The sequence below is a fragment of the Streptomyces dioscori genome, from assembly GCF_003024195.1.
GTDB lineage: Bacteria > Actinomycetota > Actinomycetes > Streptomycetales > Streptomycetaceae > Streptomyces > Streptomyces dioscori.
Genome location: NZ_KZ679039.1, coordinates 288,285 through 302,618, shown reverse-complemented (window position 1 = coordinate 302,618; position 14,334 = coordinate 288,285). Strand labels below are relative to the sequence as shown.

General features: G+C 71.8%; 16 protein-coding genes. 9 read left to right on the top strand and 7 right to left on the bottom strand.

The features are described from left to right. Positions 1–74: 74 nt before the first annotated feature. Positions 75–632 carry a dihydrofolate reductase family protein gene (locus C6Y14_RS06005; RefSeq protein ID WP_107015447.1) on the bottom strand — a complete coding sequence of 186 codons (558 nt, stop codon included), beginning with the start codon at positions 630–632 and terminating at the stop codon, positions 75–77. Between the two features lie 98 nt (positions 633–730). Then, the gene (locus C6Y14_RS06000) at positions 731–1,294 is read right to left on the bottom strand and encodes a hypothetical protein (protein WP_107015446.1); all 564 of its coding nucleotides are present in this window, start codon (positions 1,292–1,294) and stop codon (positions 731–733) included. 289 nt (positions 1,295–1,583) lie between these two features. Between C6Y14_RS06000 and C6Y14_RS05995 the strand changes: the two genes are divergently transcribed. Further along, entirely contained in the window at positions 1,584–2,009 is a 426-nt protein-coding gene (locus tag C6Y14_RS05995) for a pyridoxamine 5'-phosphate oxidase family protein (protein WP_107015445.1), read from the top strand. 27 nt (positions 2,010–2,036) lie between these two features. Next, positions 2,037–2,786, top strand: a complete 750-nt coding sequence (locus C6Y14_RS05990; protein WP_107015444.1) for a pyridoxine/pyridoxamine 5'-phosphate oxidase — start codon at positions 2,037–2,039, stop codon at positions 2,784–2,786. A 39-nt stretch (positions 2,787–2,825) separates the two neighbouring features. On the opposite strand, the gene C6Y14_RS05985 is transcribed toward C6Y14_RS05990, so the two are convergent. The 3 genes from C6Y14_RS05985 to C6Y14_RS05975 all read right to left on the bottom strand — a co-directional run bounded on the left by C6Y14_RS05985 (position 2,826) and on the right by C6Y14_RS05975 (position 4,418). Further along, complete coding sequence (locus tag C6Y14_RS05985) at positions 2,826–3,440, bottom strand: GNAT family N-acetyltransferase (protein ID WP_107015443.1); 615 nt, start codon at positions 3,438–3,440, stop codon at positions 2,826–2,828. 82 nt (positions 3,441–3,522) lie between these two features. Continuing rightward, entirely contained in the window at positions 3,523–3,969 is a 447-nt protein-coding gene (locus C6Y14_RS05980; protein WP_107015442.1) for a Zn-ribbon domain-containing OB-fold protein, read from the bottom strand. Beyond that, the gene (locus C6Y14_RS05975) at positions 3,969–4,418 is read right to left on the bottom strand and encodes a DoxX family protein (RefSeq protein WP_107015441.1); all 450 of its coding nucleotides are present in this window, start codon (positions 4,416–4,418) and stop codon (positions 3,969–3,971) included. Before C6Y14_RS05975 ends, C6Y14_RS05980 begins: the two co-directional genes overlap by 1 nt. Before the next feature lie 235 nt (positions 4,419–4,653). Between C6Y14_RS05975 and C6Y14_RS05970 the strand changes: the two genes are divergently transcribed. After that, the gene (locus C6Y14_RS05970) at positions 4,654–5,922 is read left to right on the top strand and encodes a flavin-containing monooxygenase (RefSeq protein WP_107015440.1); all 1,269 of its coding nucleotides are present in this window, start codon (positions 4,654–4,656) and stop codon (positions 5,920–5,922) included. Between the two features lie 102 nt (positions 5,923–6,024). Here the strand turns inward: C6Y14_RS05970 and C6Y14_RS05965 are convergent, their stop codons facing one another. Then, positions 6,025–6,684 (bottom strand): TetR/AcrR family transcriptional regulator, encoded by a 660-nt coding sequence (locus tag C6Y14_RS05965; RefSeq protein WP_107015439.1) that lies wholly within the window; start codon positions 6,682–6,684, stop codon positions 6,025–6,027. A gap of 110 nt (positions 6,685–6,794) precedes the next feature. Between C6Y14_RS05965 and C6Y14_RS05960 the strand changes: the two genes are divergently transcribed. Next, on the top strand, positions 6,795–7,451 hold the full coding sequence (locus C6Y14_RS05960; protein WP_107015438.1) for a TetR/AcrR family transcriptional regulator: 657 nt from the start codon (positions 6,795–6,797) through the stop codon (positions 7,449–7,451). 3 nt (positions 7,452–7,454) lie between these two features. On the opposite strand, the gene C6Y14_RS05955 is transcribed toward C6Y14_RS05960, so the two are convergent. Further along, positions 7,455–7,859, bottom strand: coding sequence for a hypothetical protein (locus tag C6Y14_RS05955; protein WP_225890925.1), 405 nt, complete (start codon positions 7,857–7,859; stop codon positions 7,455–7,457). A 244-nt stretch (positions 7,860–8,103) separates the two neighbouring features. On the opposite strand from C6Y14_RS05955, the gene C6Y14_RS05950 reads away from it, so the two are divergent. The 5 genes from C6Y14_RS05950 to C6Y14_RS05930 all read left to right on the top strand — a co-directional run bounded on the left by C6Y14_RS05950 (position 8,104) and on the right by C6Y14_RS05930 (position 13,957). Next, entirely contained in the window at positions 8,104–9,150 is a 1,047-nt protein-coding gene (locus C6Y14_RS05950) for a medium chain dehydrogenase/reductase family protein (RefSeq protein ID WP_107015437.1), read from the top strand. A 188-nt stretch (positions 9,151–9,338) separates the two neighbouring features. Further along, positions 9,339–9,992 (top strand): ABC transporter permease, encoded by a 654-nt coding sequence (locus tag C6Y14_RS05945; RefSeq protein ID WP_107015436.1) that lies wholly within the window; start codon positions 9,339–9,341, stop codon positions 9,990–9,992. 65 nt (positions 9,993–10,057) lie between these two features. Next, complete coding sequence (locus C6Y14_RS05940; protein WP_107015435.1) at positions 10,058–10,777, top strand: SRPBCC family protein; 720 nt, start codon at positions 10,058–10,060, stop codon at positions 10,775–10,777. A 98-nt stretch (positions 10,778–10,875) separates the two neighbouring features. Further along, positions 10,876–11,505 carry an SRPBCC family protein gene (locus tag C6Y14_RS05935; RefSeq protein ID WP_159074179.1) on the top strand — a complete coding sequence of 210 codons (630 nt, stop codon included), beginning with the start codon at positions 10,876–10,878 and terminating at the stop codon, positions 11,503–11,505. Between the two features lie 214 nt (positions 11,506–11,719). Further along, a complete protein-coding gene (locus tag C6Y14_RS05930; RefSeq protein WP_107015433.1) occupies positions 11,720–13,957 on the top strand; it encodes an acetate--CoA ligase family protein in 2,238 nt (745 codons plus the stop codon). Positions 13,958–14,334: the final 377 nt, after the last annotated feature.

Below are 14,334 nucleotides of genomic sequence, written 5' to 3'. Positions count from 1 at the left end.
GGGCGTGCCGCGCAGTTCCCCGCGCCCCTCAGGGGGCAGGGGCGCGGGGAACTGCGCACTCAGTGAGCTACTGCCTACGCCCCCGGCCCGTACACAAGACTCAGCACCCCGGTCCGAAACGTCTCCGCCGAGATCAGCGTCAGCGGCACCGCAGGCTCGCCCTCCTCGAACAACCGCATCCCCTTGCGCACCGCGATCGGATGCACCAGCAGATGCAGTTCGTCCAGCAACCCCGCCCCCAACAGCTGCCGTACGACCGACACGGACCCGCTGAGCGCGATGTCCCCGCCCCGCTCGTTCTTGAGCGCGGTCACGACCTCGACGAGGTCACCCTCCAACTGCTCGGAGTTGCGCCACTCGAACTCAAGCCGCTGCTTCGACACAACGATCTTCCGCACGTCACCGAGCTGCTTCGCGAACCCCGCGTCCTCGCCCCCGGCCGCCTCCCGTTCCGGCCACGCCCCGGCGAAACTGTCGTAGGTCTTGCGCCCGAACAGCATGGTGTCGGCCGCGGCGAAGGTCGCTCCGACAGCCGCGCCCATCTCGTCGTTGAAGTAGGGGAAGTGCCACTGGTCGGGTGCCTCGACGACACCGTCGAGCGAGATGAACAGTCCGGCGCTGATCTTCCTCATGCTGTTCCTCCAGGGTCCGAAAGAGCCGGTCGGTGCGATCCGCGAACCGGTCACTACTTGGACGGCGAGAGCCGGAAAAACTAATCGGCTTCAGCCCATCACGCCCCGGCCGCGAGAACCAGCGGAGAGAACGAACCAGGAGCGATCGACACCGGGGCGATCGAGACGGGGGCAACAGCCACGACCCCACCGTCCGCCCGCCCACGCCCACCTACACCCGCACCTACACCCGCCCCGAAGACGAACACCCGCAGCACCAGGAACCGCCCCACCCCCGCGAGCCCGGAGGCGCCGAGGTAGACGATCTGCTCGGTGAGCAGCCCGGGTGACGACTGCAGCAGGTGCAGGACGAGCACCGCCAGGGACGTCACCGCGTACGCGGCCGTCGCCGACCCCGCGGACTGCCAGTGCCGCCGCCACCCGGCCCGCTGCCCCGTCCCGAAGGTGAACAGCGCGTGCAACTCGGTGCACAGGACCGTCGACGCCACGGTGATCACCGCGTTCGCCACCACCCACGGCAACCACCCCGCCAGCAGCGCCACCGCCCCGCTGGCGAGAACCCCGACACCCCCACCGCACACCACGAACCGCACGAAGGAGACGAACGCCCCGGGAGCGGCCACGCCCACCGTCTCCGGCTCCGCCGCGAGCTGCGACTTCATGGGGGGTTTTCCTTCCGGGGGAAGAGGCTGCGGCCCCTTCGGTCAACTGGCTTCTACCGGGATCAACAATGCCGTCGCCCGGCCACCCCATCGAGACAGTGCGCACCCGGATCCATGGTGGTGCCAGCCCTACCCCCGGCCTGCGCTCCGCCCCCGCCCCGCCCTCCCGGAATACGCGGACGGCCGCAGCACGCTGAAGAAACTGAAGGAACCACGGAAGAGACACCCCAGGCACCTCAGGCACCCCAGGCACCCCAGGCACCCCCGACGATCCTCCGGAGGAACCCCCATGGCCCTGTCCCGTGAAGAACGCGAGAAGTTCCTGGCCGAACCGCACATCGCCGCGCTCGCCGTGGACGCCGGAGCGGGCCGCGCCCCGCTCACCGTGCCGATCTGGTACCAGTACGAGCCCGGCGGCGACGTCTGGATCCTGACCGGGCTGACCTCCCGCAAGAACGAGCTGATCAGCGCCGCGGGCAGGTTCTCCCTGATGGTGGACCGGCTCGAACCCACCATCAGGTACGTGTCCCTCGAAGGGCCGGTCGTCGATACGACGCCCGCCACCCGCGAACAGCTCCACGAGATCTCGGCCCGCTACCTCCCGGCGGACAAGGTCGACGGGTACGTCGAGTTCTCCTGGAAGGAGCACGGCGAGATGGTGGTCATCCGGATGCGCCCCGACCGGTGGCTGTCGTCCGACCTCGGTTCGGTCTGAGGCCGCCCACCGCGTGACAATCGGGGCATGAGTGCCGACAGCGCCGACGCCCCCGCCCCCGCCCCGCCCACGAACGACTCCGCCGACTCCACCGACTCCATCGACCCTTCTGCCGCCCCCCGCCCCTCCGATTTCGTACGGCTGCTGAGGGCTCAGCGGGTCTGGGACACCGAGCTGCCGGACTTCGCCCCGGCCACGACCCCCGACGGTCCGCTGCCGCTCTTCGAGCAGTGGTTCGCCGAGGCCGTGACCGCCGGGCAGGTCGAGCCGCACACGATGTCGCTGGCCACGGCGGACGCCGAGGGCCTGCCCGACGTGCGGACCGTGATGCTGCACGGCGCCGACCGGGAGGGCTGGCACTTCGCCTCGCACGCGGGCAGCCGGAAGGGGCGGCACCTGGCGGCCCGCCCGTACGCGGCGCTCGGGTTCTACTGGCCCGCGCAGGGCCGGCAGATCCGGGTGCGCGGGCCGGTGACCGTCGCCCCGCCCGAGGTCGCGCAGGCCGACCTGCACGCCCGCTCGGCCGGCGCGCTCGCCTCGGCGCTGGTCGGCAGGCAGAGCGAAGTGCTGGACTCGTACGGGGAGTTGGAGCGCGCCTCGGACGCGGCCTGGGACCGCGCCCGCCGCGAACCGGACGCCCCGGCGCCGTCGTGGACGGTGTACGTCCTGGACCCGGACGAGGTGGAGTTCTTCCAGGGCGACGCGCGCCGCCGGCACGTGCGCCTGACCTACCGCCGCACGGACGACACCTGGCGCAAGGACCTGCTCTGGCCCTAGGCAGCGGCCGGGAGGACCGAGAGGGGTCCGGGCAGGCCGTTACGGCAGTACGGGCTCAAGGTCTGTGGCGGGGTCCGTCGCCAGCCGGCCGTGCAGATGGACGTCCCGGAAGGCGTCCAGGCGCCCCGACTCGAACATCGCCCCGCGCAGGGTTCCCTCGGCCGGGTACCCGCACCGCTCGGCGATCCGGCACGACGCCTCGTGTCCGAGCGCGTGTCCCAACTCCAGCCGGTGCAGGCCCAGTTCCTCGAAGGCCCAGCGGGAGGCCAGGGCAAGGGCGCGCGTGGCCACCTGGCGGCCGCGCGCTTCGGGGAGCACCCAGTAGCCGACGCGGGCCACCCGTATGACGTGGTCGATGTCGTTGATCCCGATGTGCCCGAGCGGTACGCCGCCGGTGGCGTCGGTGACACAGAAGGAGGCGCCCACTCCCTCCTGGGCCGCCTTGGCCCGCGCCGCCATCGACTCCTGCGCGTCGGCGTGGTCCTCGATCGGCCTGAGCGGCGTGTTCCACCGCTGGAACTCGGGGTCGAGATATCCCCGCAGCCACGCCTGGACATCCCCCTCGGTGTCCGCGTCCCAGGGGCGGAGCCGCAGTCCGTAACCGCGGATCTCGGGATGGGGAAGGGAGCCGGAGGACTCGTACAAGTCGGTCATTCAACCATTCAACAACGGCCCCCGCGGCGGAACGGAACGAGGGTCGCCCCAAAGCCCCCGCAAACCCCGGGACCACGGAGGCTCAGGAAGGGCCCCGGGGCCGAAACACGGGAACGGCGACAGTCTCCTCCACCCGGAAGGCCACTTCCAACGCCATCCCCACCCGCAGGTCCTCCTCCCCGCACTCCACCACCTCGGTCATCATCCGCGGCCCCTCCGCGAGATCGACGACGGCGGCGACGTACGGCGTACGGGACCCGAAGGGCGGCAGGTCGTTGCGGTGGACGACGGACCAGGTGTAGAGCGTGGCGCGGCCACTCGCGCGCTCCCAGGTCACGGCCTCGCTCCAGCAGTGCGGGCAGAACTCGCGCGGGTAGTGGTGGGCGCGCCCGCACGCGCCGCAGCGGCGCAGCAGCAGACGGCCGTCGGCGGCGGCGTCCCAGTAGGTCCGGGTGAAGGCGTCGGTCTCCGGCAGGTCGAAGCGGGGCGATGCGCCCGAGCGCGCGGGTCCGCCGGAGCCGGCCGCCATCAGAAGAGTCCCAGCGCGCTGTCCAGGGACCACGTCTGCCAGGACATGGCGAACAGGGCCACCAGGGAGATGAGGGCCATCATCGCGTTCTGTCCCTGTTCGGCCCAGTCGTGGATCATCAGCACGAGGTAGAGCAGATTGAGCAGCAGGCCGCCGGCCAGGGCGATCGGGGTCAGGAAGCCCACGACGAGGCCGAGGCCCAGGGCGAGTTCGGCGTACACGACGACGTACGCCATCGTGCGCGGCCGGGGCGCGACCACCACGTCGAAGCCGCTGCGCACCGGGTTCCACCGGTGCTTCGCGGCGACGTCGGCCGCCCACGCGATTCCGGTGCCCCGCTCGAACCAGCCTTTCTTGTCCTTGTGCCGCCAGCTCTCCAGCCACCACAGCCCGAGTCCGACCCGGAGCACGGCGACCCATTCCGCACCGGTGAGCCAGATGGTGTCCATGGCACCGCATCCCCTCCGCAGCAGCAGATCTGACGGTACGTCAGTTCAACGCACCGGGCGCGAGTGCGCAAGGGGCCTACGACCCCCGTCCCGCCGCACGCATCCCCCGTACCGCGCACACGCATGTGGCCTACGACACAAACCCCACACACCCCTCCTACAGCCGTGATCAATTCGCAACCGATTCCGGGCTTGACCGAGACCCATCAAGTGGTGGCGTGCATACGCTCGGCACATGGCCGACTCTCCCGACCCGACACCGCAGACATCCCCGGCACCCGCGCCCGAGCCGACACCGCCAACGCTGCCGACGCCGACACCGCCGACGGCAGCCGCGCCACAGAAGGACCGGCCCGTGTACGTCATCGGGGGCGGCCCCGGCGGCCTCGCGGCGGCGCACGCGCTGCGGGCCCAGGGCGTACGGGCCGTCGTGCTGGAGAAGTCCGACCGGGTCGGGGCCTCCTGGCGGCGGCACTACGACCGGCTGCGGCTGCACACGACGCGGCGGCTCTCCGCGCTGCCGGGCCTGCCGATGCCGCGTTCGTTCGGGCGGTGGGTGGCCCGCGACAACGTGGTGCGCTACCTGGAGAAGTACGCCGAGCACCACGAGCTGGAGATCGTCACCGGCGTCGAGGTCTCCCGCGTGGAGCCCACGGCCGACGGCGGCGGCTGGCTGCTGCACGCCACCGGCGGGCGTGAGCTGACCGGCAGCGCGGTGGTCGTCGCCACCGGCTACAACCACACGCCGTACGTGCCCGACTGGCCGGGCCGCGACGGGTACACGGGCGAGTTCCTGCACGCCGGCGAGTACCGCAACCCCGCGCCCTTCGCCGGACAGGACGTCCTCGTGGTCGGCGTGGGCAACACCGGCGCCGAGATCGCCGTGGACCTCGTCGAGGGCGGCGCGTCACGCGTACGCCTCGCCGTGCGGACCGCGCCGCACATCGTGCGCCGGTCGACGGCCGGGTGGGCGGCCCAGTACACCGGGGTGCTCTGCCGGCGGCTGCCGGTCGCGCTGGTGGACCGGCTGGCCGGGCCGATGGCGAAGCTCAGCGTTCCGGACCTCGCCGCCAAGGGGTTGCCGCGGCCCGACACCGGGCTGTACTCGCGGGTGAAGGAGGGGTCCATCCCCGTGCAGGACGTCGGACTGATCGACGCGGTCCGCAAGGGCCGGGTGGAGGTCGTGGCGGCGGTCGAGGGCTTCGAGGACGGCAAGATCGTCCTCGCGAACGGCGACCGCGTCGGCCCGGACGCCGTGATCGCGGCGACCGGTTACCGGCGCGCGCTGGAGAACGTCGTCGGCCACCTCGGCGTACTCGACGGCCGTGGCCGCCCGGTCGTCCACGGCGCCCGCACACCGAAGAACGCGCCCGGCCTGTACTTCACCGGCTTCACCAACCCCATCAGCGGCATGCTCCGCGAACTCGCCATCGACGCCGAGAAGATAGCGAAGGCGATAGCACGCGACGCAGGCAGCAGGAACCCGTCCCGCATCCCACGCTGACGCCCCACCTCACCCGCCCCGGCGGCCGTCACTCGCCCCGCCGACCGCCACCCACCCCGGAAGCCGTGGCCCGTCCCGGAAGCCGTCGCCCTACGCGTCTCTTCACGCGCCCTCTCCTGCGTCCGTGAAGTGCGCGAGCGTGGTGATGACCCGGTCCGCGATGTCCGGCGGCCAGGGGAACGAGGCCGCGACCGCCCGCTGGTGGGCGAGTCCGTGCAGACCGAGCCAGAGCGCGACCGTGTCGGCGAACACGTCCGTGCTGGTGGCGCAGCCGGCGGTGACACAGTCCTGGAGGGCCTCGGCGAGCCGTCCCATGCTCGCCTCGCCGAGGGTGCCGAGGTCCTGCGCCGTCACGGAACTCGCGTTCGGATCGGGCATCCAGAACCCGCCGAACATCGTGCGGTAGCGCCCCGGGTGGGCCTCGGCGAACCGCAGGTAGCCCTGGCACAGGGCCGTGAGCCGTGCGCGGGGCGCGTCGTCGGCGGCGTCCACGGCCGCGCTCAGCTGCTCGTCCAGGTCGGCGAAGGCATTGCGCACCACGGCGAGCATGATGGCGGGCTGGTCGGAGAAGTGGCGGTAGATCGAGGGGGCCGCGATGCCCACCTTGCGGGCGACGGAGCGCAGGGTGATGGCGCTCTCGTCACCGGTCTCGTCGAGCAGTTCGACCGCCGCGGCCACGATCTCCTCGCGCAGCCGGGCGCCCTCCCCACGGCGGTTCCGGACGCGGACGGGTGTCGCTGAAGTGTCGGTGTCGTCTCCCATACTGTTACCTTACAGTGAAAAACTTATAGGCGTTCGCCTTGCGGGCGAAGGGATTCCGATCGTAGGCTTACAGTCGTTAGCCTATTGACGGCCCAGGGATCGGAATCCGCATGAGCGGCATCACCATCGCGGGCAGCGGCACCGGACCGCGCCCGGCCCGCCCGAGGAACCGTCGAGGCGAGGGGAGCAGACTCCGCGCCGAGATCCTGGCCGCCGCGGCCGAGCTGCTCGACGCCGACGGCGACGAACGCGCCGTGACCCTGCGGGCCGTCGCCCACAGGGTCGGGATCGCCGCCCCCTCGATCTACCCGCACTTCCACGACCGGCCCGCCCTCATGCTCCAGGTGACACGGCAGGCCTTCGCCGGACTCTCCGTACGGATCCGGTCCGCCCTCGACCGGGCGGGCGACGATCCCCAGGAACGCCTGGACGCCGCCTGCCGGGCCTACCTGGACTTCGCCCGCGACCACCCCGGGCGGTACCGCGCCATGTTCGGCGGCGCAGGGAACACTCCCACCGCCTCCGGCCGCCGCCCGGACCTCCCGGCCGAGCAGGCGACCCGGATCCTCACCGACTTCCTCACCGACTGCCTCGCCGCGGGGCACCACGCCGGCACCGACCCCGCCACCGACGCGGTCGCGCTGTGGCTGGGCCTGCACGGACTCGCCCACCAGCGGGCCATCGCCCCCGCGTTCCCCTGGCCGGCCGACATCGTCCAGCGACTCACCTCCCCCTTGACCCGGCCCCCGGGGCACACGCACACCTAGACCTCAGACGCCGAGGCCCGGATGATCCCGGAGCTGTCTGCGGGAGGTGATGCCGAGCCGGCGGAAGATGTTGCGCTGATGGGCGTGCCAGCCCGCCTCCCGGCAGTGGTCCTCGACTCCGGTCACCAGCCCTCGCGCGTACGCCGCGATCCCCAGGTTCGAGCCGGCCCCCGGGCGTCGGTGCGCTCGGTCAGCGGCGATTCCAGGGCCTCGCCGGCGGCGTCGCGCTCTCCGCACGCGACGGCCGCCTCCACCAGCTCGGGCAGGGAGGAAGCCCGCGAGGAAGGGCTCGCCGCTCGCGACGGCCTGCCGGGCCGCGGCAAGGGCGGCCGGGTACTCGCCCAGGCCGTTGCGCAGCACGGGCGCCGCCCAGTGGGTGTTGGCGATCAACTGCCGGGTCCCGCTCACCGCCGCCCCCTCGGTGACGTGCGTTCGACGGGAACGCGTTCTTCATCCTGGACGACCTGGACGGCTACCGGGAACTACCCCTCTCCCCGCCAGACCTCCACCCCGTTGCCTTACACCGCGAAGTTCATGGCCGCACCCTCTTGCCGTCCGTGAACTAACACGTATAGCCTTACGACCGTAAGCACACAGCAGGAACCCGCACGGGCCCACCACGGGCCCGTAAACAAGCCTTGAGGGGTACGCCATGAACAGCACCGCCACCACCACGGCCACCGAGATCGTCCTGCCCGGCGCGGTCGAGCCGGACGGCCTGGAGCTCCGGACCCGCGCTCTCCCGGCCCCGGCCAAGGGCCAGGTCGTCCTGCGGATGGACGCGACCGGCGTCTCCTTCGCCGAGCAGCAGATGCGCCGCGGCACCTACTACGACCAGCCGCCGTTCCCCTTCGTGCCCGGCTACGACGTGGTCGGCACCGTGACCGAGGCCGGCCCGGAGGTGGACGCCGCGCTCGTCGGACGCCGGTTCGCCGCGGTCACCAAGACCGGCGCGTGGGCCAGCCACCTCCTCGTCGACGCCGTGGACCTGATGCCGGTACCGGACGAGGTGGACGCGGCCGACGCGGAGACCGTGACCGTCAACGGCATCACCGCCTGGCAGATGCTGCACCGCGTCGCCAAGGTCCGTACCGGCGGCACGATCGTGGTGCTGGGCGCCAACGGCGGCGTCGGCTCCACCCTCGTACAACTCGCCCGCCACGCCGGGATCACCGTGATCGGCACGGCCTCCGAGCGACACCACGCGACCGTACGCACGCTCGGCGCGACCCCGGTCGACTACCGCGACCCGCACATGTACGACCGGATCCGGGAGCTCGCGCCCGACGGCGTCGACGCGGTGTTCGACCACGTCGGCGGCACCGGCCTGGAGCAGTCCTGGCAGCTGCTGCGCCGCGGCGGAGCCCTGGTCTCCTACGGCAGCGCGGCCACCAAGGACAACGAGGGCAACTCACAGCTGCCGGTGCTGAAGCTGTTCGCACGGCTCGCCGCGTGGAACTCCCTGCCCAACGGCAAGAGCGCCCAGTTCTACAACTTCTGGGCCGGCAAGCGCCGTTGCCGCGCGTCCTGGCAGCAGCGGATGACCGAGGACCTCACCCAGGTCCTGCGCCTGGTCGCCGACGGCAGCCTCACCCCGCAGATCGCCGCGAAGCTCCCGCTGTCGGACACCGCGGCGGCACTGGCACTCGCCGAGACCCGCACCGTCGCCGGAAAGATCGTCATCGTCCCCGAGGTGTGACACGGGGGGCCGCCCCCGCCCCGACCGCCCTGCTCGACAGGCGCCCGACGCCCGGCCCGTACGGCGTGACGTGTCCCCGCCGTGTCCGCCGTGTCCGCCGTCGCCGCGTCGCCCCCACCCCCCACCCGGAGTCCGCCCCCACCCGGGTGCCGCGTGACACGCCGCCCACCACACCGGAGGTACCCGCCATGTCCATCACCACCGCCGTCTCGCCGCCGGCCACCACCGCCACCGCCACCACCACCGGCCGTCCGGCCGCGGCAGGCCTCCAGGGCGACGTCGACAACCGCGCGACCTACGTCAGCTTCGGCCTCGCCTACCTGCTCGGCCACGGCTCCGCGGCGCTCTCGAAGGGCGACAGCCCCCTGCTCGACCTGCCCGGCTGGCTGCCCATGGCACTCCTCGGCACCGGGCTCGCCGTCGGCACCGTGCAGGCCACCCGCGCCGCCCTGCGCGCCCAACGTGCCGCCACCGATCCCGACGACGTCCTCTCCGGCCAACTCCTCGGCGTCGCCTGGATCACCGCCTTCGCCGCCCTGTTCCTCGCCATCACGGGCCTGGCGTCCACGCTCGACCTGCCCGATGTGCAGTCCCTGCTGTGGCCCACCGGCTCCGGGCTCGTCGTCGGTCTGCTCTACGTCGCGGAAGGCGCCCAGCGCCGCAACCTGCTCCACTACGGCCTCGGCAGCTGGCTCGCCCTGACCTCCACCGCGGCCCTCCTCCTCGGCACCCCCGGCTTCTACTGGGTCCTCACCATCGCCGGCGGCGGCGCCTACGCCCTCGCCGCGGTCCTCGAACGCCGCCGCCTCAAATCCCTCTCGGGAGCGCCGCAGCGCGCCTGACCCTGCCGAGAACCACTCGGCGCCCCACCCACATCACTCGCACCACCCGCAGAGACAGGAAAGCCATGCCCAGCAACAGCGCCACCCTCCCCTCGGCCGCCCAGCCCCGACCCCGGCCCCGGCCCCGGACGCGCGCACATGCCGCCGCGGTCACGTTCACGGCCGCACTCGCCGCCGTCGGCATCCTTGCGAGCACCCCTCCCGCCCAGGCCGCTCCCACCCAGGCCTCTCCCGCCCGGACGGGAACCGCACACCACACCGACGGGCTCAAGTGCCGGGGCAAGGGCACGGACCCCGCCGCCGTCATCCGCTACCGGACCGACATCGTGATCAAGGCACCGGTGAGCACCGTCTTCAAGCTGCAGACCGACGTCGAGGGCTGGCCGTCGTGGCAGGCACCGGTCCTCTCCTCGGAGCGCCTGGACCACGGTCCTCTCCGCGCGGGCTCGCAGTTCCGCTGGACGACCCCGGCGCCCGCCACCCCGACGACGCCCGAGACCACCCTGAACATCACCTCCACCGTCCGCCAGCTCGACCGCGACACCTGCATCCGCTGGAGCGGTCCCGCGGTCGGCGAGGGCCTGCGCATCGACGAGGGCGTCCACGTCTGGAACTTCACCAAGGTCAAGGGCGGTGTACGCGTACGGACCGAGGAGTCCTGGACCGGCGCGCAGGTCGAGGCGGACGTCCCCCTGGCGACGGCGATGCTCGGCGGCGGGCTCGAAGAGTGGCTCCGCGAGCTGAAGACCACCGCGGAGGCCCGAAGCGACGGACCGTGCGCCTGACGGCGCGGAACCTCCACCGCATAACCACCGAGAAAGAGATCGAGACCGACCCGATGAAATCGATGCGAGCAATGCAATCACTGCGATCAATGCGAGCAATGCGATCACTGAAACCACTGCCCAGGTTCATGCAGGGCATGGCCGCCGCCGCGGTCGTCACGGCCACCACGCTGTCCGCGCCGGCCATGGCAGCGGCGCACGACGCGCGGTCCGCCACCGGAACGCACCAGGCGCAGCCCGGCTCCGGGACCTTCCAGGAATGCCGCGGGGTGACGGTCGACAAGAGCGCTCCCGTCGTCAGCCGCGCCGCCGTCCTCATCGACGCGCCCCTGAAGACGGTCTGGAAGCTGCACACCGACATAGACGCGTGGTCCTCCTGGATACCGGAGATCACACCGGCGAAGAAGAAGACGCCGGGGCCCCTGCGACCGGGCTCGGTCTTCGACTGGTCCCCCCAGAACATGAAGGTCACGTCGACCGTCACGGCGGTCGAGCAGGGACGGTGCACGGCATGGGCCGCGCCCGTGAACGGTATTGACGGCGTGCACCTGTTCACCTTCAAGCAGGTCAGGGGCGGTGTGCTCGCCACCACCGAGGAGTCCTGGGCGGGCGCTCCCGTCGAGGCCGACATCCCCGGCAGTCAGGCCGCCCTCGACGCGGGCCTCGACGACTGGGTGAACCGCCTCAAGAGCACGGCCGAGGCGAAGTCCGGCTGCACCGGCCGCTGAGCCAGGACCGGATGGAAAGGGAACAGGCCACCCAAGAGCCGGTTATCCCCCATGAAGAAGCAGGACGACGTGGCGGCCACTCCCGTGGCCGCCACAAGTTCTTTGCCTGCAGACCCGTTCCTGACGTGGCGTCAGTTCAGTAATCTGGCCTTATCTGACACTGCGTCAGTTATTGGCAGCCACCTAGGACAGCCACACAGGAGCGGGCGGACCGATGCTTGGATCAACCCACGGCACCCTCACCACCGACTCCCGCCGGGCCCGGGTCATCGCCTGCGGCGAGCAACCGGCCCCTGCCGTGCACGGCAGGCCGGCCGCCACCGACGACCTCGACGTCAGCGGCAGGCCGCTGTACGCCGGCGTACCCGATCTGGACCGCTTCTTCCGCCCCGAGTCGGTGGCCGTCGTCGGCGCCTCGGACGCCGAGGGGCGGCCGAACACCGGCATCACCCGCCAACTGCTGTCCTGGGCCGAGCGGGTGGGCGCACGCCTCCACCCGGTACACCCCACGCGGGAGTCCGTATTCGGCATACCCTGCGTGCCGTCGGTCACGGACCTGCCCGAACAGGTCGATCTGGCCGTGCTGCTGGTCTCCGACCCGCTTCCCGTGATCGAGCAACTGGCCGAAACGAAAGTGCGGTTCGCGGTCGCCTTCGCGTCCGGGTTCGCCGAGACGGGGACCGTGGGCGCAGCCGCGCAGGACCGGCTCGCCGACGCCGTGCGGCGCTCCGGAATCCGCTCCGGCCTGCGGCTGCTCGGCCCGAACACCAACCTCAACGCCTTCGAGAAGTTCCGCACCGATCTCGACGGGCCGGCGATCGCGCTGATCACCCAGTCCGGCCACCAGGGCCGCCCGGTCTTCACCCTCCAGGAACTGGGCATCCGCGTCTCCCACTGGGCGCCCACCGGCAACGAGGCCGACCTGGAGAGCGCCGACTTCATCTCCTACTTCTCCGAGCAGCCCGAGGTAGGCGCCATCGCCTGCTATGTCGAGGGCCTCAAGGACGGCCGCTCCTTCATGCTCGCCGCCGACCGGGCCGCCCGGCGCGGGGTCCCCGTCGTCGCGGTCAAGGTCGGCCGCACGGAGACGGGCGCGCGTACGGCCGCCTCCCACACCGGCAAACTGACGGGCGCCGACGCGGTGGTGGACGCCGCGATGCGCCAGTACGGGGTCGTACGCGTCGACGGCCTGGACGAACTCCAGGACACGGCAGCCCTGTTGGCCCGCGCACGCCCGCCGTCCGCCGACGGGGTGGCGGTCTACTCCATCTCGGGCGGTACGGGCGCCCACTTCTCGGACCTGGCAACGGAGGCGGGCCTGCACCTGCCGCCCCTCTCCCCCGCCAAACAGGCCGAACTCCACCAGTGGATACCGGAGTACCTGGACGTCACGAACCCCATCGACAACGGCGGCCACCCGGTCGGCGACTGGCGGGGCCGCAAGATCATCGACGCGATCCTCGCCGATCCGGCCGTCGGGGTGCTGATCTGTCCGATCACGGGCCCCTTCCCTCCCATGAGCGACAAGCTCGCGCAGGACCTGGTGGACGCGGCGGAACACACGGACAAACTGGTGTGCGTGGTGTGGGGATCACCGGTCGGCACGGAGTCCGCGTACCGCGACACCCTCCTCGGCTCGTCCCGGGTGGCGACCTTCCGCACGTTCTCGAACTGCATCACGGCGGTACGCGCCCACCTGGAGCACGCCCGCTTCACCGCCTCCTACCGGTCCCCCTTCGACGAGGCCCCGCGCACCCCGTCCCCCTCCTGCCGCAAGGCCCGGGCGCTGATGCGGCCCGGCAGCAGGCTGAGCGAACACGCGGCGAAACAACTGCTGCGGGCGTACGGGATCCGGGTGCCGCGCGAACAGTTGGTGACCAGCGCGGCGGCCTCCGTACGGGCGGCCGGTCTGGTCGGCTACCCGGTCGTCATGAAGGCGTCCGGCGCGCGGCTCGCCCACAAGACGGAACTCGGCCTCGTGAAGGTGGGCCTCACCTCCGCCAGCCAAGTACGGGACGCCTACCGTGAGTTGACCGACATCGCCCGGTACGAGGACGTGTCGCTCGACGGCGTTCTGGTGTGCCAGATGGTGGAGCAGGGGGTCGAGATGGTCGTCGGTGTGACACACGACGACCTCTTCGGTCCGACGGTGACGGTCGGGCTGGGCGGCGTACTCGTGGAAGTACTCCAGGACACGGCGGTACGGGTGCCGCCGTTCGGCGAGGACCAGGCACGGTCGATGCTCGACGAGTTGCGGGGGCGGGCGCTGCTCGACGGCGTCCGCGGGCGGCCTCCGGCGGACCTCGACGCGCTGGTGGAGGTCATTCTCCGCGTCCAGCGGATGGCCCTGGAACTGGACACGGACCTGTCCGAACTGGACATCAACCCCCTGATGGTCCTCCCCCGAGGCCAGGGAGCGGTGGCCCTGGACGCCTTGGCGATCTGCCCCTGACCCACTGCACGGGGCCGAGCAGAAACGGGTGCGCCATCAACCACGCCCCGCAAACACAAAGCCTGCGTCCCCGACCACGGACCAGGCACGCCGAGACTGCGCCTCCGCCTGCGGGCCGAGGGCGGAGAGACTGCGTCTCCGCCTGCGGGCCGGGGGCGGAGAGGCTGCATTTTCGACTGCGGCCCGGTGGGGGCTGGCCGCGCAGTTCCCCGCGCCCCTAAAGGGCGCCCACCCCGGCCCCCAAGGGGCGCGGGGAACGGCGCAGTCTTTTGCCTTTAGGGGCGCGGGGAACGGCGCGGCCAACCCCCACCGACCCCGCACCCAACACACCACCGACAGGCCCCACCCCCTCAGGGGCGCGAGGAACGGCGCAATCT

Coding starts and splice junctions, on each gene's coding strand:
- C6Y14_RS06005 (WP_107015447.1), bottom strand. CDS start 632: ATGAGGAAGATCAGCGCCGGACTGTTCATCTCGCTCGACGGTGTCGTC.
- C6Y14_RS06000 (WP_107015446.1), bottom strand. CDS start 1,294: ATGAAGTCGCAGCTCGCGGCGGAGCCGGAGACGGTGGGCGTGGCCGCT.
- C6Y14_RS05995 (WP_107015445.1), top strand. CDS start 1,584: ATGGCCCTGTCCCGTGAAGAACGCGAGAAGTTCCTGGCCGAACCGCAC.
- C6Y14_RS05990 (WP_107015444.1), top strand. CDS start 2,037: ATGAGTGCCGACAGCGCCGACGCCCCCGCCCCCGCCCCGCCCACGAAC.
- C6Y14_RS05985 (WP_107015443.1), bottom strand. CDS start 3,440: ATGACCGACTTGTACGAGTCCTCCGGCTCCCTTCCCCATCCCGAGATC.
- C6Y14_RS05980 (WP_107015442.1), bottom strand. CDS start 3,969: ATGGCGGCCGGCTCCGGCGGACCCGCGCGCTCGGGCGCATCGCCCCGC.
- C6Y14_RS05975 (WP_107015441.1), bottom strand. CDS start 4,418: ATGGACACCATCTGGCTCACCGGTGCGGAATGGGTCGCCGTGCTCCGG.
- C6Y14_RS05970 (WP_107015440.1), top strand. CDS start 4,654: ATGGCCGACTCTCCCGACCCGACACCGCAGACATCCCCGGCACCCGCG.
- C6Y14_RS05965 (WP_107015439.1), bottom strand. CDS start 6,684: ATGGGAGACGACACCGACACTTCAGCGACACCCGTCCGCGTCCGGAAC.
- C6Y14_RS05960 (WP_107015438.1), top strand. CDS start 6,795: ATGAGCGGCATCACCATCGCGGGCAGCGGCACCGGACCGCGCCCGGCC.
- C6Y14_RS05950 (WP_107015437.1), top strand. CDS start 8,104: ATGAACAGCACCGCCACCACCACGGCCACCGAGATCGTCCTGCCCGGC.
- C6Y14_RS05945 (WP_107015436.1), top strand. CDS start 9,339: ATGTCCATCACCACCGCCGTCTCGCCGCCGGCCACCACCGCCACCGCC.
- C6Y14_RS05940 (WP_107015435.1), top strand. CDS start 10,058: ATGCCCAGCAACAGCGCCACCCTCCCCTCGGCCGCCCAGCCCCGACCC.
- C6Y14_RS05935 (WP_159074179.1), top strand. CDS start 10,876: ATGCGATCACTGAAACCACTGCCCAGGTTCATGCAGGGCATGGCCGCC.
- C6Y14_RS05930 (WP_107015433.1), top strand. CDS start 11,720: ATGCTTGGATCAACCCACGGCACCCTCACCACCGACTCCCGCCGGGCC.